Annotated in this window: 22 protein-coding genes; 17 read left to right on the top strand and 5 right to left on the bottom strand. The window is 36.9% G+C overall.

Going from position 1 to position 25,208, the window contains the following annotated elements:
* The first annotated feature begins 8 nt into the window (after positions 1-8).
* The 8 genes from CD001_RS21925 (at position 9) to CD001_RS21890 (ending at position 9,060) form a co-directional block, all read left to right on the top strand.
* Positions 9-1,214 carry a M20 metallopeptidase family protein gene (locus tag CD001_RS21925; protein ID WP_306454089.1) on the top strand — a complete coding sequence of 402 codons (1,206 nt, stop codon included), beginning with the start codon at positions 9-11 and terminating at the stop codon, positions 1,212-1,214.
* On the top strand, positions 1,215-2,792 hold the full coding sequence (locus CD001_RS21920) for an ABC transporter substrate-binding protein (protein WP_306454088.1): 1,578 nt from the start codon (positions 1,215-1,217) through the stop codon (positions 2,790-2,792).
* A gap of 98 nt (positions 2,793-2,890) precedes the next feature.
* Positions 2,891-3,808: an ABC transporter permease gene (locus CD001_RS21915; RefSeq protein ID WP_096189751.1), complete on the top strand. Its 918-nt coding sequence runs from the start codon at positions 2,891-2,893 to the stop codon at positions 3,806-3,808.
* Positions 3,809-3,866: 58 nt separating this feature from the next.
* Positions 3,867-4,730: an ABC transporter permease gene (locus CD001_RS21910; RefSeq protein WP_257010003.1), complete on the top strand. Its 864-nt coding sequence runs from the start codon at positions 3,867-3,869 to the stop codon at positions 4,728-4,730.
* Positions 4,731-4,751: 21 nt separating this feature from the next.
* Positions 4,752-5,759 carry an ABC transporter ATP-binding protein gene (locus tag CD001_RS21905; protein WP_096189749.1) on the top strand — a complete coding sequence of 336 codons (1,008 nt, stop codon included), beginning with the start codon at positions 4,752-4,754 and terminating at the stop codon, positions 5,757-5,759.
* Positions 5,728-6,726 (top strand): ABC transporter ATP-binding protein, encoded by a 999-nt coding sequence (locus CD001_RS21900; protein WP_096189748.1) that lies wholly within the window; start codon positions 5,728-5,730, stop codon positions 6,724-6,726. The genes CD001_RS21905 and CD001_RS21900 overlap by 32 nt, the downstream gene beginning before the upstream one ends.
* Before the next feature lie 216 nt (positions 6,727-6,942).
* Positions 6,943-8,244 carry a helix-turn-helix domain-containing protein gene (locus CD001_RS21895; protein ID WP_096189747.1) on the top strand — a complete coding sequence of 434 codons (1,302 nt, stop codon included), beginning with the start codon at positions 6,943-6,945 and terminating at the stop codon, positions 8,242-8,244.
* Positions 8,245-8,343: 99 nt separating this feature from the next.
* Positions 8,344-9,060 (top strand): class I SAM-dependent methyltransferase, encoded by a 717-nt coding sequence (locus CD001_RS21890; RefSeq protein WP_096189746.1) that lies wholly within the window; start codon positions 8,344-8,346, stop codon positions 9,058-9,060.
* 131 nt (positions 9,061-9,191) lie between these two features.
* On the opposite strand, the gene rpsD is transcribed toward CD001_RS21890, so the two are convergent.
* Positions 9,192-9,794 (bottom strand): 30S ribosomal protein S4, encoded by a 603-nt coding sequence (gene rpsD / locus CD001_RS21885; RefSeq protein WP_096189745.1) that lies wholly within the window; start codon positions 9,792-9,794, stop codon positions 9,192-9,194.
* A gap of 468 nt (positions 9,795-10,262) precedes the next feature.
* On the opposite strand from rpsD, the gene CD001_RS21880 reads away from it, so the two are divergent.
* Entirely contained in the window at positions 10,263-12,029 is a 1,767-nt protein-coding gene (locus CD001_RS21880) for a sensor domain-containing diguanylate cyclase (protein ID WP_096189744.1), read from the top strand.
* Positions 12,030-12,073: 44 nt separating this feature from the next.
* Here CD001_RS21880 and CD001_RS21875 read toward each other — a convergent pair whose 3' ends face one another.
* A complete protein-coding gene (locus tag CD001_RS21875) occupies positions 12,074-12,556 on the bottom strand; it encodes a GAF domain-containing protein (protein WP_096189743.1) in 483 nt (160 codons plus the stop codon).
* A 283-nt stretch (positions 12,557-12,839) separates the two neighbouring features.
* Here CD001_RS21875 and refZ point away from each other — a divergent pair, with 283 nt between their 5' ends.
* Entirely contained in the window at positions 12,840-13,493 is a 654-nt protein-coding gene (gene refZ / locus CD001_RS21870) for a forespore capture DNA-binding protein RefZ (RefSeq protein ID WP_096189742.1), read from the top strand.
* Between the two features lie 43 nt (positions 13,494-13,536).
* Here the strand turns inward: refZ and hisJ are convergent, their stop codons facing one another.
* On the bottom strand, positions 13,537-14,343 hold the full coding sequence (gene hisJ / locus CD001_RS21865) for a histidinol-phosphatase HisJ (RefSeq protein WP_096189741.1): 807 nt from the start codon (positions 14,341-14,343) through the stop codon (positions 13,537-13,539).
* 339 nt (positions 14,344-14,682) lie between these two features.
* Between hisJ and ezrA the strand changes: the two genes are divergently transcribed.
* A complete protein-coding gene (gene ezrA, locus CD001_RS21860; RefSeq protein WP_096189740.1) occupies positions 14,683-16,386 on the top strand; it encodes a septation ring formation regulator EzrA in 1,704 nt (567 codons plus the stop codon).
* A 69-nt stretch (positions 16,387-16,455) separates the two neighbouring features.
* Positions 16,456-16,851, top strand: a complete 396-nt coding sequence (locus CD001_RS21855; RefSeq protein ID WP_096189739.1) for a hypothetical protein — start codon at positions 16,456-16,458, stop codon at positions 16,849-16,851.
* 292 nt (positions 16,852-17,143) lie between these two features.
* Here CD001_RS21855 and brnQ read toward each other — a convergent pair whose 3' ends face one another.
* Positions 17,144-18,448, bottom strand: a complete 1,305-nt coding sequence (brnQ, locus tag CD001_RS21850) for a branched-chain amino acid transport system II carrier protein (RefSeq protein WP_257009896.1) — start codon at positions 18,446-18,448, stop codon at positions 17,144-17,146.
* Between the two features lie 316 nt (positions 18,449-18,764).
* Here brnQ and CD001_RS21845 point away from each other — a divergent pair, with 316 nt between their 5' ends.
* From CD001_RS21845 to CD001_RS21830, 4 genes are all read left to right on the top strand, one after another.
* Entirely contained in the window at positions 18,765-19,910 is a 1,146-nt protein-coding gene (locus CD001_RS21845) for a cysteine desulfurase family protein (protein ID WP_096189738.1), read from the top strand.
* Entirely contained in the window at positions 19,907-21,112 is a 1,206-nt protein-coding gene (gene thiI / locus CD001_RS21840) for a tRNA uracil 4-sulfurtransferase ThiI (RefSeq protein ID WP_096189737.1), read from the top strand. The genes CD001_RS21845 and thiI overlap by 4 nt, the downstream gene beginning before the upstream one ends.
* A gap of 91 nt (positions 21,113-21,203) precedes the next feature.
* A complete protein-coding gene (locus tag CD001_RS21835) occupies positions 21,204-21,410 on the top strand; it encodes an alpha/beta-type small acid-soluble spore protein (RefSeq protein ID WP_096189736.1) in 207 nt (68 codons plus the stop codon).
* A gap of 177 nt (positions 21,411-21,587) precedes the next feature.
* Entirely contained in the window at positions 21,588-23,180 is a 1,593-nt protein-coding gene (locus tag CD001_RS21830) for an amidohydrolase (RefSeq protein WP_096189735.1), read from the top strand.
* Positions 23,181-23,272: 92 nt separating this feature from the next.
* On the opposite strand, the gene CD001_RS21825 is transcribed toward CD001_RS21830, so the two are convergent.
* Positions 23,273-24,070, bottom strand: coding sequence for an NAD kinase (locus CD001_RS21825; RefSeq protein WP_096189734.1), 798 nt, complete (start codon positions 24,068-24,070; stop codon positions 23,273-23,275).
* A gap of 136 nt (positions 24,071-24,206) precedes the next feature.
* Between CD001_RS21825 and sppA the strand changes: the two genes are divergently transcribed.
* On the top strand, positions 24,207-25,208 hold the full coding sequence (gene sppA, locus CD001_RS21820) for a signal peptide peptidase SppA (protein ID WP_096189733.1): 1,002 nt from the start codon (positions 24,207-24,209) through the stop codon (positions 25,206-25,208).

Here is a 25,208-nt window from a genome sequence, read left to right as displayed (position 1 = left end):
GGGATATCGTGAATCAAATAATAGAGGAAGATGAGTTACTAGTTGAATCCAAAAACATGAAAGAAAATTTAGTAGCTTGGCGACGTGATTTCCACCAACACCCTGAATTAGGTTTTGAAGAAGTAAGAACTTCATCAATTGTAGCCGATTATTTGGAGTCATTAGGTCTTGAGGTTCAACGAGGAGTAGCAAAAACAGGAGTCATCGCACTATTAAAAGGAGATGAGCCTGGGCCAACTGTTGGATTAAGAGCCGATATGGATGCTTTACCAATTCATGATCAAAAAGATACAACTTATAAATCGACCATTGATGGAAAAATGCATGCATGTGGTCATGATGCTCATACAACGATCTTAATGGGAGCAGCGACTATTTTAACGAAAAAGGGTTTACAAAAAGGAAATATAAAATTTATATTTCAACCTGCAGAAGAAGGGCGTGGAGGAGCTGCTGCGATGATTGAAGCAGGATGTTTAGAGAATCCAAAAGTGGATGTCATGGCAGGGTTACATGTAAATACTGGGATTGATAGTGGACGTATAACCGTTACAAAAGACCGAGTAGGTTGTGGGTCAGCTGATTTTTTTAATATTGATATTATCGGAAGTGGTGGACATGCTGCTCACCCTCACCAAACTGTTGACTCGATAACGGTTGCGAGTGAAGTAATCTCAGCTTTACAACAAATTGTAAGCCGCCAAGTGGCGCCAAATGATGCGGCTGTCATCACAGTTGGGAAAATTGAAGGGGGATCAGCAAGTAATGTTATAGCTCCTTCTGTCAAAATGTCTGGAACCGTCAGAACACTAAATCCTGATGTACGTCATGACATTCCTAAAAAGATGGAACAAGTGATTTCTGGTGTGACGTCGGCGTTTGGAGCAAATTATGAGCTAGATTATCAATACATGTTCCCATCAATCTTAAATAATGAAGAGTTAAGAAGTATTGTCGAAGATGCTGCTGATGTCGTGTTAGGTGAAGGGTGTTGTACTCGTGAAAAGTCAGGATTAGGCGGAGAAGACTTTGCTTTTTATTCTGAGAAAGTTCCATCTATCTTTTTTCGGTTAGGTGTAGGAAATGATAATATGACTCGATATCCAGGTCATCACCCAATGTTTGATATTGATGAGAATGCACTGCCTTATGGGTCTGCGATGTTAGCACGATTTGCTCTAAGTTATCTCAATTCAAATAAAGGAGGAGTTTAAGTGAAATTAAAATTTACTATTTTTGCATTTATGATGATGTTATTCTTAGCTGCTTGTAACCCGGATAGTTCTGAAGTAGATACGGGAGATGGAGAAACGAGTGATGACGTTAGTGGAGAGGCTAATGGAGAGACATCTGAAGATGATGAATTAGTCATTGCTAATGGTTCAGATATGGTTACTTTTGATATTCATGACCATAACAATACATCTTCTGAAGCGATCCACGTAAATTTATTTAATTATTTAGTTAAAACAGACGGAGACGGAGGATTTGTTGGTGATTTAGCAGAGGACTGGGAGAATGTTGATGAACAAACATGGAAATTTAAACTCCGTGAAGATGTGACATTTCATAATGGAGAAGAATTTACAGCAGAAGATGTGAAATTCACATTAGAGAGAGTCGCAAATGATGATACTTTGTTAGAGCATGGAAACTACAATCAAATTGCAGAAGTGAATGTCATTAGTGATTATGAGTTAGAAATTATAACAGAAAACCCAGAACCAGCGTTACTAAATCGCTTATCGCGTTTAGGTTCAGGAATGCTTCCATCAGATTATATTAATGAAGAAGGATGGGAAACTTTCTTAGAAGAACCTGTAGGAACTGGACCTTATCAGTTTACTGAATGGGTGAAAGACGACCGTGTTGTTCTAGAACCATTTGCAGATTACTTTGGAGATGCTCCAAAGTGGAACAAAGTAACGTTTAGATCAATCCCTGAAGACTCTACTCGAGTTTCAGAATTATTAACGGGTGGTGTCGATATCGCTGCCAACGTTCCACCTGAAGATTGGGAACGAATTGAAGGTGACGATGGAGTCAAACTTGCTGATAGTCCATCACAACGTGTTATGTTGTTAGCTTTACGTACAGCTGAAGAAGAGCTGACTGGAGATCCGAAGGTGAGAGAGGCGATTGATTTAGCAATAGACAAAGAATCAATTGTTGAGAATTTGTATAACGGTGCTGCAACACCAACTCGGACTAGAGTAACCCCGGGGAATAACGGTGCTAATGAAGACTTGTATGATCAAAGTCTCTATGACCCAGATCGAGCACGTGAATTATTAGAAGAAGCTGGTTACGGTGATGGACTTGAAATTTCATTTGATGCTCCGAGTGGTCGTTATTTAAAAGACCGAGAAACTGCTGAATTAATTCAAGCAATGTTAGCAGAAGTCGGGATTACAGTAAATCTCCAATTTAACGAATGGAGTACTTTTTCAGAAAAATATTCTAGTAAAAGTTTTGACGAAATGTTCATGATTGCTTACGGTAACTCGATGTTTGATGCTGCATTAGCATTGGACCGGTTAACTCAAAGTCAAAACGAAGGTGAAACAGATTATATAAACGATGAAGTAGAGCAACTTTTAACAGAAGCTGAAAGTAATATGAATCAAGAAGAGCGCGTGGAGCAATATCAAAAAGCGCAAGAAATGATCGCTGAAGACCGTCCGCAAATCTACTTATTCCAAATGGACTCAGTATATGGACTTCAAGAGAATGTGGATTTTGAACCGCGTTTAGATGAGATGTTTTTTGTTGATGATATTTCCAAAAATTAAAATTTCTCTAAGATCAGCAAAGTAATTCATAGTTAAGCTGTCTGTAATTGAAGCTTGCAGACAGCTTTTCAACTTATATTTAAGGAGGGGCGGGGAAAATGAGATACTTTATATCAAGTATTTTAAAGATTATTCCTGTTTTATTTATTATTTCATTTATTGTGTTCTTTTTGATGCGATTAACTGGTGATCCTGTTTCCCTCATGCTCCCAGAAACAGCAACTGACCAACAACGCGAAGAACTACGTCAATCTTTAGGCTTAAATGATCCAATTTACATACAATATTTCACTTATATGGCTGATGTTTTTCGAGGAGATTTTGGTGAATCTTTTCGTTATAACCAACCCGCGATTAATATTGTTTTAGAAAGGTTACCTGCAAGTTTCACATTAGCTATTTCATCAATGATTATCGCCACACTAATAGCTGTTCCAGCAGGCATTTATTCTGCCATTAAACGAAATACATTTGCAGATTTAATTATTACAGGTAGTTCAGTTTTAGGAAAAGCGATGCCAAATTTTTGGTTAGGAATTATGTTAATTTTATTATTCGCAGTTCAATTGAATATTTTCCCAGTATCTGGGTCAGGCACAACCGCTCATCTCGTTCTTCCATCGATTACACTAGGTACTGCCATTGCGGCTGAGATGACGAGGTTAATTCGGTCCAGTATGTTAGAGGTCTTAGGTTCGGAATATATTCGAACGGCTAGAAGTAAAGGGTTAAGAGAAACGTTCGTTGTCAATAAACATGCTTTACGTAATGCATTAATCCCAGTTGTCACGATTATGGCCTTGCAAACAGCCACTTTAATTGGCGGTACATTAATTACTGAAACCGTCTTTTCTTGGCCTGGTATGGGACAATTACTAGTACAAGCTGTAAATATTAGAGATATGGCAGTTGTACAGGCAGCAACATTTATCATTGCTATCTTAGTTATACTCAGTAATTTAACAGCTGATTTAACTTACAGATTCTTAGATCCTCGAATTAAATATGAGGATTAGGAGGTGACACCTAATGAATGCGAATACTCAAGTTGATGAAATAGAAGTTGAGCAACAAATGAAGGAACGATCAAAAGGAAGCAAGCTGTTGAAACTATTATGGAAAAGTAAAACAGGAACAGTAGGACTGTTGATTGTTTTGTTAGTCACATTAGTGGCTATTTTGGCAAATTTTATTGCTCCATATGATCATACAGAAACGAATGTATCAATTAGATTACTGCCTCCATTTTGGATGGAGGGTGGGTCAACAGATTATCTATTAGGAACTGATAATTTAGGGAGAGATGTATTAAGCCGTATTATTATCGGATCAAAGGTGTCATTGCTAGTAGGGATCGCATCTGTAATTGTTGCTGGGGCAATTGGGTTATTTTTAGGTTTAGTTTCTGGTTATTACGGAAAATGGATTGATCAAATCATTATGAGATTAGTAGATTCATTTTTAGCTATACCGAATATCTTATTTATGTTAATTATTTTGGCCGTTATTGGACCGAGTCTAATTTCTATTATAATCGTGTTAGGTATTACGACTTGGGTTATTTATGCCCGAATGGTTCGAAGCGAAACATTAAGTATTAAAGAAAGAGCCTACGTCAAGTCTGCTAGAGCTGTAGGAGCTAGTGATTATCGTATTATAAAAAAGTATATATTACCGAACGTTATATCTTCTTTTATCGTTATTGCTACTCTAAATGTAGCGACAACGATCATTTTAGAATCTTCATTGAGCTTTTTAGGGTTAGGTATTCAATCACCTGATGTCTCTTGGGGACTTATGCTCAGTGACGGAAGAGATTATTTAGCGACTAGCTGGTGGGTTGCAACATTTCCCGGATTAGCAATCACGATCACGGTTTTAGGTATTATCTTTCTAGGAGACTGGTTACGCGACGTACTAGATCCAAAGACTAAGTAATGATAGAAGTGAGGTTATTTTATGGCGGAACCATTATTAGAGATAAAAAACTTACGTATTCATTTTCGCTCGGATGAGGGCACGGTCAAACCTGTTAATGGTGTTTCATTTCAGGTCAATGAAGGTGAAACCGTCGCGGTTGTAGGTGAATCAGGTTGTGGGAAGAGTTTGACCTCATTATCGATCTTAGGGTTAGTACCATCACCTGGCGAGATATTCGATGGTGAGATTCGGCTACAAGGCAGAGATTTGACAAAACTGAAGAAGAATCAGATGAGAAAATTAAGAGGAAATGAAATTTCAATGATTTTCCAAGAACCGATGACTTCATTAAATCCAGTTTTCACGATCGGGAATCAAATGACTGAAGTTTTTAAAATTCATCAACAATTAGATAAAAAGAATTCGATTAAAAAGGTCATTGAAATGCTAGATTTAGTAGGAATTCCAGAACCTGAACGAGTAGTGAGGCAATTTCCGCATCAGTTGTCAGGTGGAATGAGGCAACGTGTCATGATTGCAATGGCTTTATCTTGTAATCCTAAGCTATTAATTGCTGATGAACCTACAACAGCTTTAGATGTTACGATCCAAGCGCAAATTTTAAATTTAATGAAAAATCTTAAACAGGATTTTAATACTGGCGTCATCCTTATTACTCATGATTTAGGTGTGGTTGCAGAAGTAGCTGACCGAGTGGTAGTCATGTATGGGGGGGAAGTTGTAGAAGAAGCAAATGTAAGCGGAATTTTTGATCATCCTGTGCACCCATATACACGGGGACTTCTTTCTTCAGTACCTAAAATGACAGGGGCAGTTAAAGAGTTAGGAGCTATTCGAGGATCAGTCCCTACACCATCGAAAATGCCTAAAGGCTGTAAATTTCATCCGCGCTGCCCACTCGCTACAGATTTATGCCGAGAGGAGCACCCAGCCCTTGAAGAAACATCACCTAATCACTTTAAACGCTGTTTCCATGCGGAGGGAGGAACAATATATGAGCAGTACGAAAGAGAAACAACGACCTAATGTATTGATGGAAGTCAAAGGATTAAAGAAACACTTTGAAGTAAAAAAGGGATATTTCAAAAAGCAAATCAGTCATGTAAAAGCCGTCGATGGTGTAGACGTATCCATTTATGAAGGTGAGACTTTAGGAATAGTTGGAGAATCAGGATGTGGTAAATCAACGACTGGTGAAATGTTGTTAGGATTACTCAAACCATCAGAGGGATCAGTTAAATTTATGGGTAAAGATATTACTAATATGAGCAAAAAAGAACTTAGAGACATACGAAAAGACATACAGGTAATCTTTCAAGACCCCTTTGCCTCTTTAAACCCTCGTATGACGGTAGAAGAGTTAATTGGTGAACCTTTAGAAATTCATACTTCCATGTCCAATTCTGAGATAAGAAATAAAGTTATTGAACTTTTAGAGGTTGTTGGTTTAAATAGTGAACAAATCAAAAGGTATCCGCATGAGTTTAGTGGCGGCCAAAGGCAGCGCATTGGAATTGCAAGAGCATTAGCGTTAAACCCTAAAATGATTATTTGTGATGAACCGGTTTCTGCTTTAGATGTATCGATTCAAGCTCAAATATTAAATTTGTTAAAAAAGTTACAAAGAGAATATAATTTGACACTCGTATTTATCGCTCATGGTCTCCCAGCCATACGTAATATTAGTGATCGAATCGCCGTCATGTACCTCGGGAAGATTGTTGAAATAACAGATCGAGATCAATTATTTAATGAACCTATGCATCCGTACACAGAAGCGCTACTAAAATCGATTCCTATTGATCATCCAAAGCGGCGATCTGACTATGAACCTTTAAAAGGTGACTTACCGAACCCAGCTAACCCTCCTAGTGGCTGTGCTTTCCATACAAGATGCCCATATGTGCAAGACATATGTAAAAGTGAACGACCGAAATTAGAAGGAAATAAAGAAAATCATTTTGCTGCATGTCACTTTCCATTAACTAAATAAGGTGATTGCCTAGGCACCTCTATAAGAGGTGCCTTTGGATTGGAAAATAAAAAAAGATGTGTAGAGCTGTTCGTAAGGATGTATTATGATGGAAGGTGGACTAGTAATAAAGAATCACTTGAAATGGGTGTTTGGAATTAGGGGAAACATCCTGATTAGTTAAAAAATGTACATATTCTATCGAATTCCTTTAGATATAAGGCGGGTGAATAGTAAGTGAAATTTCAAATTGGAGTTATCGGTCCTAAAGATTCAATTGAAAAATTCATTGAAACTGGTAAAAGTTTTGATGATCTAGAATTAATTACTTTTCCTTATAAAAAAACAGAAGAAACAAAAGAGATTCTTGAAAATAATAAAAACCAATTCGACCATTGGTTATTATCAGGACCTGTTCCTTATAAATTTGCTATTGATAATAAGTTACTTAGACCGAATGATGCTCATTACGCAAGGCTGCACGGGTCGAGTTTATTTGGAACCTTATTAGAAGCGAATATAAAAGAGGGACGTGTCATTAAAAGTATTAGTTTAGATTCAATTGGCGAAGAAGAGATAAAACAAGTAGAAGATTCATATGCGGTTCAACATATCCGAATTCATTTGAAAGGGTCTAATACTTATATCCCATCAAGTGATTTAGCGGATTTCCACCAGGATTTATATGAATCAGGAGAAACAAATGTAGCATTGACTTGTATACGGTCAGTGTATTTGGAATTAAAAGAACGAGGAGTTCCCGTTTATAGAGTTTCGCAATCTGATTTATCGATTTATAGTGCATTAAGTCACCTTAGAGAACGTGCGTTTGCTAAGCAGTTCGAAAAGAAACAGGTCGTCATATTCGGCGTTGAGATTATTTATCCAAAAAAACTTGATAGTAAAAGCTATCCTTTTAAAATGATGAGACAAGAATTGGATCTAAATAGAATCCTTGTAGATTTTGTAGAAAAAATTAATGGTTCATTAGTTAATATGGGTAAAGGGTTATTTTACATATATACGACAAAAGGGGAAATCGAGCTTTTTCAAAAATATCACTCCCCTTTTCAATTAATCAAACAAATGGAATCAGCTAGTGGCCTATCTGTTCAAGTCGGTATAGGTTATGGCTCAACTGTGTTAGAAGCAAATGATCATGTTCAGTTAGCATTTAATTATGCGCAAAAAAATGATGAAGCTTCTATCGTAATCATTGATGAGGAAAAAAATGTAGTTGAATATAATACGGATGATGAACATTTGCAATATCAACTGAGAAGTTCTGTGTCCAAGTGGAAAGAGCAATTGCAGAGTGGAAATATTAGTGCTTCAAAGTTATCAAAGATTGAATCACTTGCTTATCATTATCAATGCTTTGAAATTACATCTAGTGATTTAGCACATTGGCTGAAGAGTACAGAACGTAATGCTCGAAGGCTGTTAACAGAAATGGAGCGTATTGGTGTAGTAGAAGCAATTGGAGATGAGGCAAATGGTAGAGGACGTCCTCGGAAAATTTATCAATTAAAATTTTAACTGACGATTCTTTGATTGATAGAATAGAAGTGATAGGATATTTTAAAATGTGGAAAGAAACTTGAAATGAAATTTTTAATATAGAAAGCAGGTAAAATAATGATTCCATTAGTATACGATCAGTTGAATGGTTGGGGAAAAGATGATGAATTTTTTTTAGCACTTTTAAAGAAAGTAAATGCAAAAGAAATTGCGGATTTAGGATGCGGAACAGGGAGACTAACATTACATTTTGTTGAAGAGGGATACCGCATTACAGCCATTGATCCAAATGTAGAAGCAATCCAAAAAGCGAAGGGGAAGGAGTTTGCAGATAAAGTAACTTGGATTGTCGGCGATAGTGCAGATTTAAAAACGAATGCCTATGATGTTGTCATCATGACAGCGAATGTTGCGCAAGTGTTTTTAACAGATAACAGCTGGCAACAAGTAATTGCTGATGCATATCGAGCACTTAAACATGGGGGCCACTTTATTTTTGATACGCGCAACCCGTTAGCGAAAGCATGGATAGAATGGCAAAAAGATATGACACCTGATATTGCAAAGGATCCAGTGAGTGGTAATCGACTTGAAATTTGGCAGGAATATGAAGGTCTTGAAGGAGATATTTTTACATTTTATGAAACTGTAAAAAAAGCACGAACAAATGAGATTTTAATTCGAGAAAAAATTCAATTAAAGTTTCGAACACAAGAAGAAATTGAGAAAACATTAGAACAAGCTGGATTTTCCAACGTACAATCTTATGGCGATTGGGCGTTTGAACGAGCAACTGCACAAGCAAAAGCGTTTATTTTTCATAGTGTGAAATAGTTTAAGTTTACGATCGATACTCTTAACGAACATTTATTTTACAACTTATAAGAAAAGTAAAACCCTGAAATTCCTTGTTCATCAAGGGTTTCAGGGTTTTTAGAAAAAATGAATTATAGAAAGCTAACTTATTAACGAGAGTAGAACTCAACGATAAGCTGTTCGCTGATTTCTGCTGGAAGTTCACTACGCTCAGGAAGGCGAGTGTAAGTCGCTTCTAGTTTTTCAGCATCGAAATCTAAGTAGCCTGGTACGAAGTCTGTTACTTCAACAGATTCTTTAACGATGTTAAGGTTACGAGATTTTTCGCGAATGCTGATTACTTGTCCAGGTGCTACACGATAAGATGGGATGTCAACACGACCTCCATCTACTGTTACGTGACCGTGGTTTACAAGCTGACGAGCTTGACGGCGAGTACGTGCTAAACCTGCACGGTAAACAAGGTTGTCAAGGCGAGATTCTAAAAGGATCATGAAGTTTTCACCTTGAATTCCTTCACGTTTACCAGCTTCTTCAAATAAACGACGGAATTGACGTTCGTTCATTCCGTACATGTGACGAAGCTTTTGCTTCTCTTGAAGCTGAAGTCCGTATTCAGACATTTTTTTACGTTGGTTTGGACCGTGTTCTCCTGGTCCATAAGGGCGCTTTTGAAGCTCTTTTCCAGTACCGCTAAGTGAAATTCCTAGACGGCGGGAAAGCTTCCAGCTTGGTCCTGTATAGCGAGCCATAATTAGCTCCTCCTTTATTATTTATATTCGTGAAAATAAATAACAGTGGCAATCCCAATCATACAGTCATTTTATTTTCATGCACCTTCGCCTCGACAGCTAGAGGTTACACGGTACACCTCGCAAATCACGGGAATAAAATGAACACTATGTTGTTTACCTTGGCTGTCTTATTTGCACAAAGTACAGTGTATAATTTTTCGGAACAGAAGTCAAGGTTTTATGCGAAAGAACGGTAGAAATATTATATTAAGAATGATTTTTAGTTAACTGTGTAAAAGGTACTGGTAAAATGTTCCCTTTTTTAGCTATAATAAACATATATATGTAGTACTTGTTTATACACGTTAGCTACAAGAGGTGTGGATGTCAAGGGTTCGTATAGTAAAAGCGTAAATATTTCCATTTCATCAAAGTAGCACCCAGTGTTCTAATGTATAGGGGATGTAACGGAAGGAGGGGGAAACGGTGGAAGAAAAGCATGGTGATGTTCGATTTTCTGAATTTTTACGACGGTTAGTTACTGATTACATTAAGGAGCTATTTAGTCCTGCTCTTTTATATATTCAAGGGAAGAATGGAGAAATAATTGCTAGTGAACAGCTAGGAAAGCTTACAATACATGCTAGTAACTTGGAAACGTGGTTAATCGAGCGAGAAGTTGATGAAAAGAAAGTACATATACCTGTTCATATCATGTTAAGTGATAAAAAGTGGGAAGGTCACTTAGGGTTAGTCACATTTAATGAGGAGCGGTCGCAAAAGGAAAGTTCGCTTTTATTGAAAGGGTTTATTTGTGGATTGAATGCAAATGACACTTATCGGGATATTTCTGTTGAGAAGGAGAGGCAAAGTTCACTGTTAAGGTTGAGTGAAACATTACATTCAACAATGAACATCCAAGAAATTATATCAGAGCTGCTCAGAGGGTTAGACGAAGCTTACCCTGCTTTTCATATTGATCTGCTGATTTCTCATGATTGGCAATTGGATCATGTGTTGCCGATTAAATCACTTGATTTTCAAAAATCTGGTGATAGTGATCTTGCATTAAAAGCTTATTTAACAGGCGATATCCAGTGTGAAGAAATGGAACGAAAACATATATTTTATATTCCGCTTAATGGAAAACAAGGTACATATGGTGTTTTTCAAATGACCGCCCCTGGCCAAGAAAGGTTATCTGATACCGACCTTGAATTTTTGAGAACTCTTTCTAATACGGGTGGAAATACAATTGAAAAGGCAGAGTTATATGATCAATCCCGCCAATATATAACCGATTTGCAATTAATTAATAAAACTTCTCAACAATTGAACTCAAAGTTAAAGTTAAAAGAGTTGATACCAGTCATTGTGAAACAAATGAAACAGTCCTTTCATGCAGATGAAGTTGGGTTTATCGTTTGGAAAGAAGATGGAGATGATAGGGTACGTGCCGAAGTGATGGATGGGAGTACAGATTTTTTTAAAACGAAAGAGTTTGATCAATGGATTCCACCACTGTCTACTTATTTATCAGATCATAAAGATGGTATGTTAAAGGGTGATGTGCAAAATGATAGTGTCATGTCAAGGTACCGTTCAATTATGGCAGTCCCAATGATGCAGGATGACACGATGATCGGATTCGTCGTCATCACTGGCGACAATCCTTATGCATTTAATTTCGATACGTTTAAATTGTTTCAGTCACTCGTACACCACTCAACACTTGCATTCGTGAATTCGATACTTCATGAAGAATTGGAGAAATCAGTCGTCACTGATTATTTAACGAATTTGTATACGAGAGCATATTTAGATGAAAAAGTAACAGCATCATTAGCAGAAGATTATAGTGGGTCATTTATATTATTGGACATCGATCGGTTTAAAGAAATTAATGATCAATTCGGTCATCAAACGGGAGATCGTGTTATTTTGCAAGTGGCTAAAGCTGTCAGGAAGTCAATTAATTCAGAAAATGATATTGCTGCAAGGTGGGGAGGAGAGGAGCTCGCAATTTATATGCGGAATACGGATTTAGAACGTGCAAGATCGGTAGCTGAACAGATCCGTCAATTCGTTGAGCATGAAACAACCCCAGTCGTTACGATCTCTGCGGGGGTGTCACACTGGAAAAGGGCAGATTCTGATATCGACTTAAATAAACTATTTCATACAGCTGACAAAGGTATGTATGAGGCGAAAGAAAATGGACGTAACCAAGTTTTTACCGTTCGTTCAGAGTGAGAAAAGCCGCCGTATTTTATTAATACGGCGGTTCAGATGACGACTTAACTTAAATATTTTTGCAGTGTCTGAACAAAAAGCTTCAGTCCCTCTTCATCTTCAGCAGTAAATCGTTTTTTTGAAGGGCTGTCAATATCAAGTACACCGTATAATTTTTCCTTTACGATAATTGGGACGACAATTTCCGAGTTTGATGCTGCATCACATGCTATATGTCCAGGAAATTCATGAACATCATCTACACGGAGTGTTTCTTTTTTAGCAGCTACAGTACCACAAACTCCTTTTCCTGACTTAATACGAACGCATGCAGGTAAACCTTGAAATGGGCCTAAGACAAGTTCATCTTCCTTCCAAATATAAAAGCCAACCCAATTTACATCATGTAAAAACTGATTTAGTAAAGATGAGGCATTACTTAAATTTGCAATCGAATCTTCTTCGCCGTCTAATAATGCTGCAAGTTGTTTTGAAAGAAACTGGTACTGTTCTTCTAATGTCCCTTTATACTCTTGTGCTTGAAACATGAAACATTCCCCCATAAAATAATGTCAAAGTATAATCTAAACCTGTTAACGTTTTATGAATTATATCACGTGCTGCGGCGAGATGAAAAAATCTAGACTTTCTGTCGATAAATATTTAAAGGGATAGAGAGATTTATTGATGAATTTATCATAATAAAAGCTTTTTTTAATTGAACCACAATGATATTGTCGAGAAAAGGTTGTTTTTTTAAACCGAACCTAATTTATATAAAAGATTGATGTAGTATAGCAAAAATCAGATTATTGTCAGGTGGTGAGCATCGTGAGAAAAAAAGCTTCAAAGGAAAAAGTGATGGAAGCTGCAATCGAATTGTTTAATGTAAATGGATATAGCGGAACGTCAGTCAGAGATATTGCGAATAAAGCAGAAGCTAATGTTGCATTGATTTCGTATTATTTTGGCTCTAAGCAAGGATTGTTAGAACAATTGATGGCAAACTTCCTTGAAGGATACCTTTCTTTAATTGAAAAACAGGTAGACATTGCAGAGAAAAAGCAAAATCATGCTTACGATTGTTTACTGCAAGCCATATGGGATGTCATGGTGTATCAGCAGGAAAACCATCACCTCGCAAGGTTTATCCATCGAGAAATTACGTTAGACTCAACGCTCATTCGTGAATTAATGTCAACCTATTTAGCGAAAGAAAAGCATTTATTTGAAACGCTTGTAGAAACCGGACATAAAAATGATGAAATTAAGTCACTGCCAAGTCCGTATTTTGTTTTACAGCTGCGAGGGATGATGACGATGCCATTTTTACATCCCCAATATATTAGGGAAGTTTATCATATGAAACCGCATGACAGAATGTTTCTTGATGAATATTTTTCAGAACTTGCGAAATGGATTGCGAGTCACTTTAAAGAAGGAGTGACTTTTATAGAAGAGACTTATAATATGCAGGAAAAATAAGTAGGAAGTATTTGACTAAAACTTCCAGTCTCTTTCATCGTGTTTATAACAGAACAGACTTAATTTTTTCCAACCCTTGACCTAATCCTTTTGAATGATGCGCATCTGAACCATAAACAAGTGGAATTCCAAATATTTTAGCTTTTTCTATCCAACTTTCCGGGGGATACGTTTCTTTACAATCTGGTTTGAAAAGTCCAGCACAGTTTACATCAAGAGAAAGTCGCTCATTTTTCATTTCAGCTAAAATCTCTTCAATTAACGTGGAGTCATCCATTGAGCGTGGAAACTTTTTTTGAAACTTCCTAATGAGTGTGATATGTCCGATCCGTTTAGGTTTGTATAACCCAAGGTCGGAAACAATTGATTTTTTTAACGTATCATAATAAAGCTTATATACTTCACTTGTAGAGCCTAGTTTTTCGATGATGTATTTGAAGCAGTCTGGACTATAATCAAGACAGACGTATTGATTATTAGGCAGCCTTAAAAAATGGACAGATAAAATACTGTCATCGAGAAGGTTTCCCCACTCGTTTAAAAATTGTTTTGTTTCTTCTTCAAAGCCTTCAATATAATCAAGTTCTAACCCCGCATTTATTTTTATTACATGATGATATTTTTCTTTCAACTTTGTTATTGATTGAAAATATCGAGCTAGGTCCTTTCGTTGCATCGCACTGTCCATAGTAGGCACAGGGTCTGTAAACTTTTCTGGAAGAGGAGCGTGTTCAGTAAACGTCATCTCTGTATAACCGAGTTCGATTGCTCGTTCAACGTATTGTTCAAAGGTATCGTTTGTACCATGTGGGCAAAATGGTGTATGAATGTGTCCATCGTATATGTTCATCGTAATCAGCTCCTAAAAAAAATAAAGGGAAAAATCCTACTAAAAATGTAAGAAAAATCATCCAAAATGAGTCTTTCCATGATATTATAAAAGGGAAGAAATATATCAAAAATAGATATATTTTGTAATTTTTTCAGACTATCTGTATTGTAAACGAAAAGTTGTTTATAAGATGCTGAAGAAGTTTATTTTTTTCCTAATAGAAACTTACATCTATTTAACTATACGATAGCATGATTAAAAAGAGATGAACACATGCTGAGCTTCCGTTTTTGATCGTAGTGAAACGGGAATAGGCATTCATTGCATATAACATCAATTAAGTAGAGGAGGCCTCATATGTATGCTTATATTATATATGGAATAGTAGTACTTTTAGTATGTATTGTTGTTTATGGGGCGTGGTCAAGAAAGAGAATTTATAAAGAAGTCGATCGCTTAGAAAACAAAAAGCTTCAATTAATGAATCGACCGGTTACCGAAGAACTTTCAAAAATAAAAGGGTTAAAGATGTCCGGCGAAACAGAGGACCGCTTTGAACAGTGGCGTTCTGAATGGGACGATATTGTCACGATACAACTTCCTGATATGGAAGAAAAACTGTTTGATATTGAAGAGCATGCAAATAAGTACCGGTTTAATAAGGCTAGAAAAATAATTGCTTTTGTCGATCAAGAGTTAATAAATCTTGAAAAACATATAGAACAAATGATTTCAGAAGTCGACCAGCTCATACATAGTGAAGAAGAAAATCGTGAGAACATTCATAAAGTGAAGGACCTTTATGACGAAACGAAAAAGAAACTGTGGGTTCAAAAAGGAACGTTAGGTAATGCTAGTCAAATGATTGAACGAAAATTAAAAGATATGCAGGAAGAATTTGCTCTTTTTGATGCTCATATGGAAGATGGAAATTATTTTCAAGCTAAAGAGCTTCTTCATCATCTAGATACAAGTTTAAAGCAGGAAATCGATACGATGGACGAGCTTCCACATTATCTTGTATTAATTGAAAAGGACTTGCCAAAACAAATTGAAGAACTTGAACATGGATTCAAGGAAATGGAAGCAGACGGATATATTTTGGATCACTTTTCATTTTCCTGGCAAGTGAATGAAATGAAAAAACGCTTATCTGCTCTTCTCCCACTCGTAGAGAATCTTAAATTATCAGAAGTAAAAGAGCCATTAGAGGCAATTCAAAAAGAACTTGATGAAATATATGAAAAATTAGAGCATGAAGTGTTATCGAGAAATGTTGTTGAAAATGAATTAACGGAATTGCAAGAAAAGGTTGACAGGCTGCCACTTCAATTTCAAGAACTGCGTACAGATACAGAAACAGTAAAGTTAAATTATCGAATTTCAGAAGATGAAGATAAAAAACAAATGAAAATGGAAAAGCAGCTTAAAGATTTATTAAGCCAATTTAGTGTTATAAAAGATGCAGCTCAGGAAAATAAGCAGTCTTTTACATCGTTGAGAAAAATGACACAACAATTAAGTGAAGATATTGAATCCTTTAATTCTGATCTTAAAGAAGCTAAAGAAGGGCTTAACGACATGAGAAGTGATGAAAGAAAAGCTTCAGAAATGATAAACGAACTAAGAAGCGAATTAGTCGAGGCACAAAAAAGGTTACAGAAAAGTAATTTACCTGGTGTGCCAGACACTTTAATTATGAATATGGATGACGCTGAAAAATCTTTAGTAAAAGCATCTGATAAGTTAAATGAAGTCCCTTTATCACTTGAAGAAGTGATCATGAAAGTGGATGACGCAAGATCTTATGTTCATCAATGTATTGAGAAATTAAATAAAACAATGGAAGAAGCAAATTTGGCTGAGCAAGTTATTCAGTTTGGAAATCGTTATCGAAGCCAAAATGATGAACTAAATATTAAGCTGCTTCAAGCAGAAGATAAATTTAGACATTATTACTATGATGAAGCACTAGAAATTGCCGTTCAAGCAATCGAACCAGTAGAACCAGATGTTCTTAATAAAGTGACGAAAGAAAGTCATTTCCAAGTAACTTATTAACACGGCCAGATTTTGTTGGAACGAGGAACGTTCCTCATTAGCTGAACGTTGAATAGAAAGGTGAGAGACATGAAAAAAAAGATATTAATGCTATCTGGAGCAACGGTTTTATGTGTTGCGGTATGGGCAGTCGTGTTTCTCTCTATTTTAAAACCAGCTGAGAGTGACATAACAATGAATGAACCTGAACGAGATGACGATTCTTACATAGCAGAATCGGATCAGTCAGTTGCAAATGTCGAAGAAGAAACTGGAACAGAAAACAGTGATTTTGCAGGAGAGAATAAAAGAAGCGAACTTATTTCATCTGAAATCTCTAGTACATCAGAGTTAGATAACGGGTTAAATATTCGTGAACGTGGAATTCATAAAGGAGATTTTGACCACATTGCTCCAGATCAGCTCATCTCGGTAGAAGAATTACTCGAGGAAATACTCGCTTTAGCTGAATTAGCTGAAGAATGATACTTTTGAAGAAACCTAATTGTTCTCCAATTTATGGAGGCAATTAGGTTTTTATCTAGGATGAGACATTCCGGGATCTGCCTTTTGAATATTTTCGCGGACACTGGTTCCGTAAATACTGTCAAAAAGCTTACTAATCGGAGTTAGGCGGACACACGTTCCGCAAAGCGGAGATTTTGAAGAGGTTCCCGTGTTTGTGAAAATAACGCATCCTATGTCCGTGGAAAATATTGATACCATTATAAATGAAACCGCTTATCTAGTTAAGTTAAGCGGTTTCATTTCCATCCATTTATTTACGTGTAATGATATAGCCGATTACACCACCTATTATTGCTGGAATGACCCATGAAACTCCCATTTCACCTAGTGGTAAAGCTAGGAGAAAGTCAGACAATACAGGACCAAGTGTTTCTGTATGACTTAGACCGTCAGGAATACTTATGATCGCAGCACCTATAACAGCCCCTTTGAATACTCCAGAATTTTCCTTTAAGAAATCTTTAAAAATTGTTAAGACAATTAAAACAATTGCAACTGGGTAAATCATGACAAGCATTGGTAAGGAGAATTGAATTAACTGTGTTAAGCCCATATTAGCCATTAGTAAACTAAACAGTGCAATAATACCTGTTGTAAGCGGATATGGGATTCGAGGCATTACTCTTTTTACATATTCACCAAATGCTGAAATTAAACCGACAGATGTCGTAATACAAGCAATTGTTATAACAAATGACAACATTAACAGTCCGGCAATTCCGAGCAATTCATCAGCAATGCCAGTTAAGATGGCTCCCCCATTTTCTTGGTAACCGATCGTACTAACACTCGTAGAACCCAAAAATGCTAACGATAAATATACGAGGATTAATCCGATTCCGGCAATTAGACCAACTTGAATCGATTTTTTCGTCATTTCTTCAGTAGAGGTGATACCGCGTTCCTTCATACGGGTAATGACAACGATTCCAAAAACGAGTGCAGCAATTGCATCCATCGTGAAATATCCTTCTTGAAATCCTTTGAAAAATGCAAATTGCTCGTACCCGCCAGTTGGTGCTTCAGGTGAGCCTAATGGAGAAACAATTCCAGTTACAGCTAATACTCCTAACAAAATAACAAGTATCGGAGTTAATACTTTCCCAATACGCCCAACAAGTTTAGATGGGTTTAGGCTTAGCCAATAACTCACACTAAAAAATATTAATGTGAAAATAAATAATGACAGCGCCGATGCTCCATCTGGTAAATAAGGTAATGCGCCGATTTCATAAGCGACTGAGCCAGTACGTGGAATCCCAAATAATGGTCCAATTGCTAAATATACAGCAAGAGAAAATATGATAGCAAATAATGGACTGACGCGTTCGGATACCTTTTGAAGATCTCCACCAGATTTTGCAATCGCAATAATCGCTAGGATCGGTAGTCCTACACCCGTTACTAAAAAGCCAATGGTTGCTGGCAATACAGAAGTACCTGCTTCTTGTCCTAGTGCGGGAGGGAATATAAGGTTTCCTGCTCCGAGGAATAATGCAAACATCATAAACCCGATCGCAATCGTCTCATTCATTGTAAATGTCTTGTTATTCACGATACACGATGCCTCCTTCTATGTGTAGTATGTTTTGCGTTTTAGAATTTATGTGATAGTAAAAAAACAATGACGAATGCATTTTACCATATTAACGAAGATTAATAACAGTAAAAATTATAAGAAAATAATATTATTCAAACATTTTAAGTGGATTATTACTTAATTTATTGGGAAATTTACAATCATTTAGGACTATCATCTATAAACAATAGGTGATCATCCTATGATGAAAAGCGTTGTCATCTCGAATTTTGTTATGGTATGATAAGTTGTTGCAGAGTGGAGAATAGTTCGGAACAAAGGAGCTTGAGCGATGATTTATTTTGATAATAGTGCAACGACTAAACCTTATGATGAGGTCGTTCAAACATATACAAAAGTAGCTACTGATTATTTTGGAAATCCATCTTCCTTACACCCCCTCGGAAAAGCATCAGAAAGGCTGCTCGTACAATCAAGAGAACGTATTGCTTCTTTACTCGATGTTAAACCAAATGAAGTGCTCTTTACTTCAGGAGGGACGGAAGGAAACAACTTAAGTATTAAAGGTACAGCACATCAATTAAAAAACAGAGGCACACATTTAATTACGACGAACATTGAACACGCTTCGACTATTGAAGCATTTCAACAGTTAGAAGAGCAAGGATTTACTGTAACCTATTTACAAGCGGATTCAACAGGAAAGATTACTGCTAGTCAAGTGAAAGAAGCAATCACAGACGACACGATTCTTGTTTCAATCATTCATGTTAATAATGAATTAGGAAGCATTCAACCTGTCGAAGAAATTGGAAAGTTATTATTAAATTATCCTAAAATTATTTTTCATATTGATCATGTTCAAGGGATTGCTAAAGTGCCATTATCATTGAAAGAGGCATCAATCGACCTTTGCACATTATCTGCTCATAAATTTCATGGGATGAAAGGGACTGGGATTCTTTACGTTCGTGATGGAGTAAGTATTTATCCATTACTTTCTGGAGGGAGTCAAGAGCTTGGTTTTCGAGCAGGAACAGAAAATGTTCCTGGAGTAGTCGCAATGGTGAAAGCACTGCGTATGAGCCTGGACAAATCGAAGGTAGATTTGGAGAATATCTTCAGAGTAACAGAGAAAATCAGATCTTATTGTGAAAAAATGCACGGGGTTGTCGTTAATTCACCAAGTGACAGTGCACCACATATATTAAATATTTCTGTTCCTAAAGTAAAACCGGAGGTCATTGTACAAGCTTTGGCAGAGAAGAATATTTATGTATCAACGAAATCAGCTTGCTCTTCCAAACAATCTGAACCAAGTCGCGTATTAATGGCAATTGGCTTGGATGACGAAGTGGCTGCAAGTGCGATCCGTATTTCACTTTCTTATGAAAATACATTGTCAGAAGCAGATCAATTTATAGATGTATTTCAAGAAATTGTTTCATCATTAAAAAAGGTGGTTGAAAAACAATGAAATATAACCATATTTTAATTCGATATGCCGAGCTTTCGTTAAAAGGAAAAAATAGAAAAGTCTTTGAGAAAAAATTACAAACGAATGTAAGAGAAGCACTAAACTCATTTGAAAATGTGAAAGTGAAGCGCTCCTTCGGTCGCATGTTTGTCGAATTAAATGGTCATAATGAAATCGACATAACAGCTCGGTTGAAAGATGTATTTGGTATATATTCTTTTAGTCCTGCATTAAAAGTTGAGCTGGATCAAGAGAAAATTAATGATGCAGCGCTATGGGCTGTAAAAGATGCTATATCTTCAAAAGGCACATTTAAAATGACTGTCAAGCGTCCGAATAAAGATTATCCTTACCGATCACAAGAGTTAAATCGCACAATTGGAGCTCACATATTAAAAAATACAGACCATCTTTCTGTAGATGTTCATAATCCGAATGTTGAAGTGAAAGTGGAAATAAGGCAAGAAGCAGCTTATGTTATGTGCAAAACGATTAAAGGTGCTGGAGGGTTACCGGTTGGAACAAGTGGTAAAGTCCTCCTTATGCTATCAGGAGGCATTGACAGTCCTGTAGCTGGATATCTCGCTTTAAAGCGAGGTGTAGACCTTGAAGCCGTTCACTTCCATAGTCCCCCTTTTACAAATGAACGAGCTAAACAGAAGGTGGAAGATTTAGCACGAGTTTTAACAAAATACGGGAGCTCGATTAAACTTCATATCGTCCCATTTACAGAGGCACAAAAGGCGATTCACCAACAAGTACCTGATAATTATGAAATGACAATTATGAGAAGGTTTATGCTAAGAATTGCGGAAAAGACAGCGGAAAAAAATGACGCGATCTCATTAGTAAATGGAGAAAGTTTAGGACAGGTAGCGAGTCAGACTCTAGAAAGTATGCATACGATTAATGAAGTAACAAATATGCCGGTTTTACGTCCGCTCATTACGATGGATAAAGAAGAAGTTGTCGATATTGCCAAACGAATCGGGACGTATGAGTTGTCAATTCTTCCTTTTGAAGATTGTTGCACGATTTTTCTACCACCACAAACGAAAACAAAGCCAAAACGTGAAAAGGCAAATGATTATGAGAAAAATTTAGATATTGGTTATTTTGTTGACCGTGCTGTAGAAGGGATTGAAACGATAGAAATCACTTCAGACACGGATATTGATCAAGAATTTGAAGAGCTGTTTTAATATTGGTTAATCTTTCTAATCTCTCCATAATTTTTATTTAATGAAATGAACCCTTTGTGCACATTCTATGTGTACAAGGGAGGTGAAAGATATGGCTAACAACAGAAGTTCCAATCAATTAGTAGTCCCTGGTGTCCAACAAGCGTTGGATCAAATGAAATACGAGATCGCTCAAGAGTTTGGTGTACAGCTTGGCCCTGATGCGACATCTCGTGCGAACGGTTCGGTAGGTGGAGAAATTACGAAGCGTTTAGTTCAACAAGCTGAACAACAATTCAGTGGTTCTCAGCAACAATAAAATAATTATGGATGAAAGGGCACTTCCGAATAGGGGAGTGCCCTATTAATTCGTTAATCATAAGTTTTGTAGAGACGATATAATATAGGGTATGATAAGGAGGAAAAGGTCAAAATTGGAATTTTTCATAATAACAGAATCATAAGTTAAGAAACATAGAGGCAAGGAGGAGAAACAATGGGAACGTTGTGGTATGGAGGAAAGGTTCGTACGTTAATCGATGAGGATGACATACAGGAAGCTGTTTTTGTAAAAGACGGAGTTATTCAAGATGTTGGTAATACCGATGAAATAAAAAAAAGATATAAACAATATATAACGAAGGAATATGACTTAACTGGAGCAACGATGTATCCAGGTTTCGTTGATAGTCACTTACATATGATCGGTCATGGGGAAAAGCTGTTGCGGCTTGATTTATCAAGTGTCAAAAGTATCGATGAACTGAAGGAAACGTTAAAAGCAGCTGCAAAAAAACTTGAAAAAGGGGAATGGTTAATTGGTGAAGGATTTAACGAAAATCTTTACACCGATAAAAGAGTTCCAGATCGCCATGTTTTAGATGAAGTAACAACAGAGCACCCTGTCATGTTAACGAGGGTTTGCAGACATGCACTAGTGACGAATACGATAGGGTTGACGATGGCAAATATTGATTCAGTGACGATCTCTCCTCCTGGTGGAAAAATTGAAAAAGACAATGATGGCATTCCGACTGGTTATTTACACGATCAAGCACAAGAACTTGTGAGAGCATTAATACCTGAAGAAGGATTTGACTATGTTAAAAGGGCACTAAAACGATCACTCGAAGATTTATATCGTCACGGATTTGTTGGAGCACATACTGAAGACCTTAATTATTATGGAGATGCAATTAAGACGTTAAAGACATTTCATGAAGTAATAGACGGAGAGATAAATAAATTCCGGGCGAATTTACTCGTGCATCATGAAGTCGCATTAGAAGTCTTTTCAAAACTTGACGATTTTTCATCCAACTCATTCATTGATATCGGGTCGGTGAAAATTTTTGCTGACGGTGCATTAGGCGGACGTACAGCATTATTAAGCAAACCATATGCAGACGACCGTAAAACGAGCGGGGTAGCGATACATGACCTAGCAACACTTGAAAAAATTGTTGCCGATGCACGGAAGCTGGATATGCCTGTTGCCATTCATGCTATTGGAGATTTGGCATTAGAATATGCGATTCAAGCGATTGAAAAGCATCCGGCACCACCGTTTAAAAGAGATCGTTTAATCCACATGCAAGTAGCTAGACGAGATCTAATTGATCGCTTAAAAAATCTACCTGTCATTTTAGATATTCAACCGCGTTTTGTCGCCTCTGATTTTCCTTGGGTCATGGACCGCCTTGGAGAAGAGCGACTTAATTATGCATTTGCATGGAAAACATTGTTAGATTCAGATCTAATTTGTGCAGGGGGATCAGATGCACCGATTGAACCTGTCAGTCCATTGTTAGGAATACATGCAGCTGTGACAAGGAGAAAGCCGGAAGAACAACATGAAGGTTATTTAGCAAAAGAAAAGCTTACATTATTTGAAGCACTGCAATTAATTACTATCGGAAGTGCGAAGGCAATCTGTCAGGAAGGAAACAGAGGATTGATAAAAAAAGGGTTTGTCGCTGATTTTACGGTTTTAGAAAATGATTTATTTGACCTCGAACCAGATGAATGGCTTGGAACGAAAGTGAATAAAACGATTGTGGATAATACCATTATGTATGATCGTACATAATTCATTAATTGAATAATGGGAGTCTGTGAGTGTTCATTCTAAACAATAAAGTAAAGCAATGCACAAATTTTGCGCATTGCTCTGTAAATAACTTATAAAAAACTTCGCTTCACTTTATGCAAGAACGAATTGTCTTTCATTTTTAACGTTTTAATTTGTTTATTTGCGAGCTTAATGCCAATCTCATGACAGTGCCGAATACTGAGCGCTTCGTTATCTGCGCCAATAATCGGATGATCGTTCCCATCTTGAATGACTTTTAATAGTAACTGTCGATCACCGCTTAAAAGGAGGGGAGATCCTAGTGTTCGATATTCATTATTATTTAATGAGGCGATTTCGGTGAGCTGCATCCCTTTTAAGCGCGGGTCAACGACAGCTCCCTTTAATGATTTATTATAGGCAGTACTTCCGGTAGGCGTCGAGATGACCATTCCATCTCCACGGAATGTTTCAAAATATAAATCGTCCACATAAACATCTAAAGCGAACGTTTTAATTATATTCGACCTGATCGAGCATTCATTCAGACAGTGGAATGTTTTCATGCCATCAACCGATACTTCTAGTACGGGGTATCGTAATACTTCAACAATATTTGATTGCATGGCATATTCAATGCGGCCCATATCTTCAAGGCTAAAATCGGTATAAAAGCCAAGATGACCGTCATTTATTCCTACATATAAGCAGTCATCACGGAAATCTGTTTTACGGATTGCTTGTAAAAAGCTACCATCGCCGCCAATACTGGCAATAATGTTTGCTTCTTTAGCGTCTGAAACTAGCTCGAAGCCATATTTTCTGCCAAGCGTTCGCAACTGTTCAATTTTTGAATCTAATTTTTCGGAAGGTTTGAAGTGGAGGTATACTTTTCTTCTGTCAGTCATGGCCATCTTCCTTTCTGTTAAAAATAAAGCTATATAACATGTATTCTCTATTTTTACCGCTCTTTCCTGCATAGCATCGTGAAATATCGATAAAAAGGATGATAACAAACATTTAATTTTTCAAGGAGGTACACATATGAACACGAAACGTTGGTTAGCTGTTTTAGCGGCAGCCGTATTATTTTTAGCCGGAAGTGCAGTATCATTAATAACAACTGTATTTTCAACTAATTTTGAGGATTTATTCTCAGTCCCTGAACAAGGTTTTGAAGAAAAGGTAATTGAATCAGGCAATGGTCAAGGGAAAATTGCTGTTATCCATTTAAATGGTGTCATTCAAAGTGATTATGATGCACCGTCACTGTTGCAATCTGCCGGTTATAATCATAGGACTTTCCTAAAAAAATTAGACAATGCTGCTGAGGATCCAAATGTCCATGGAGTGGTTATCCGAGTAAATACTCCGGGTGGTGGTGTTGTTGAAAGTCAGGAAATCCACGATATGATTGTTGACATACAAGATGATTATTCGAAACCAGTATATATTTCAATGGGAAGTATGGCAGCTAGTGGAGGATATTACATAGCAACTCCTGCTGAAAAGATTTATGCTAATCCTCAAACATTGACTGGTTCAATTGGAGTCATCATGCAGTCTATTAATATCGCTGAGTTAGCTGAAGATCTTGGGATTCATGAAGAAGTGATTAAAAGCGGTCCATACAAAGATATTATGTCTGTCACACGTGAAATGACGGATGATGAGCGTGAGATTCTGCAGGAGTTGATCGACGAATCGTATGAATTATTTGTCGATGTCATTGACAATGGTCGTGAAAATTTATCAAGAGATGAAGTATATGAACTTGCTGATGGACGGATTTATAGCGGATCTCAAGCATTAGATGCTGGTCTAATTGATGGGTTAGGACATTTTGAGGACGTACTTGATGAGATTCGTGAAGATATTGGAAGAGGAGATTTAGATGTTGTTGAATATGAATCGCATTTCGGATTACCATCCTTATTCTCGGTTACGGCAAGAAACGTATTCTCTGATCAGCTTGAGATAATAGGGATAAAAGAATGGATGCAGCAAAACCAAGGACCACAATTGTTGTATTTGTATACGAATTGA

This window comes from Evansella halocellulosilytica (assembly GCF_002335745.1).
GTDB lineage: Bacteria > Bacillota > Bacilli > Bacillales > Salisediminibacteriaceae > Bacillus_CA > Bacillus_CA halocellulosilytica.
The sequence above is the reverse complement of the archived record's forward strand: the minus strand, read 5'-3'. Positions and strand labels throughout refer to the sequence as shown.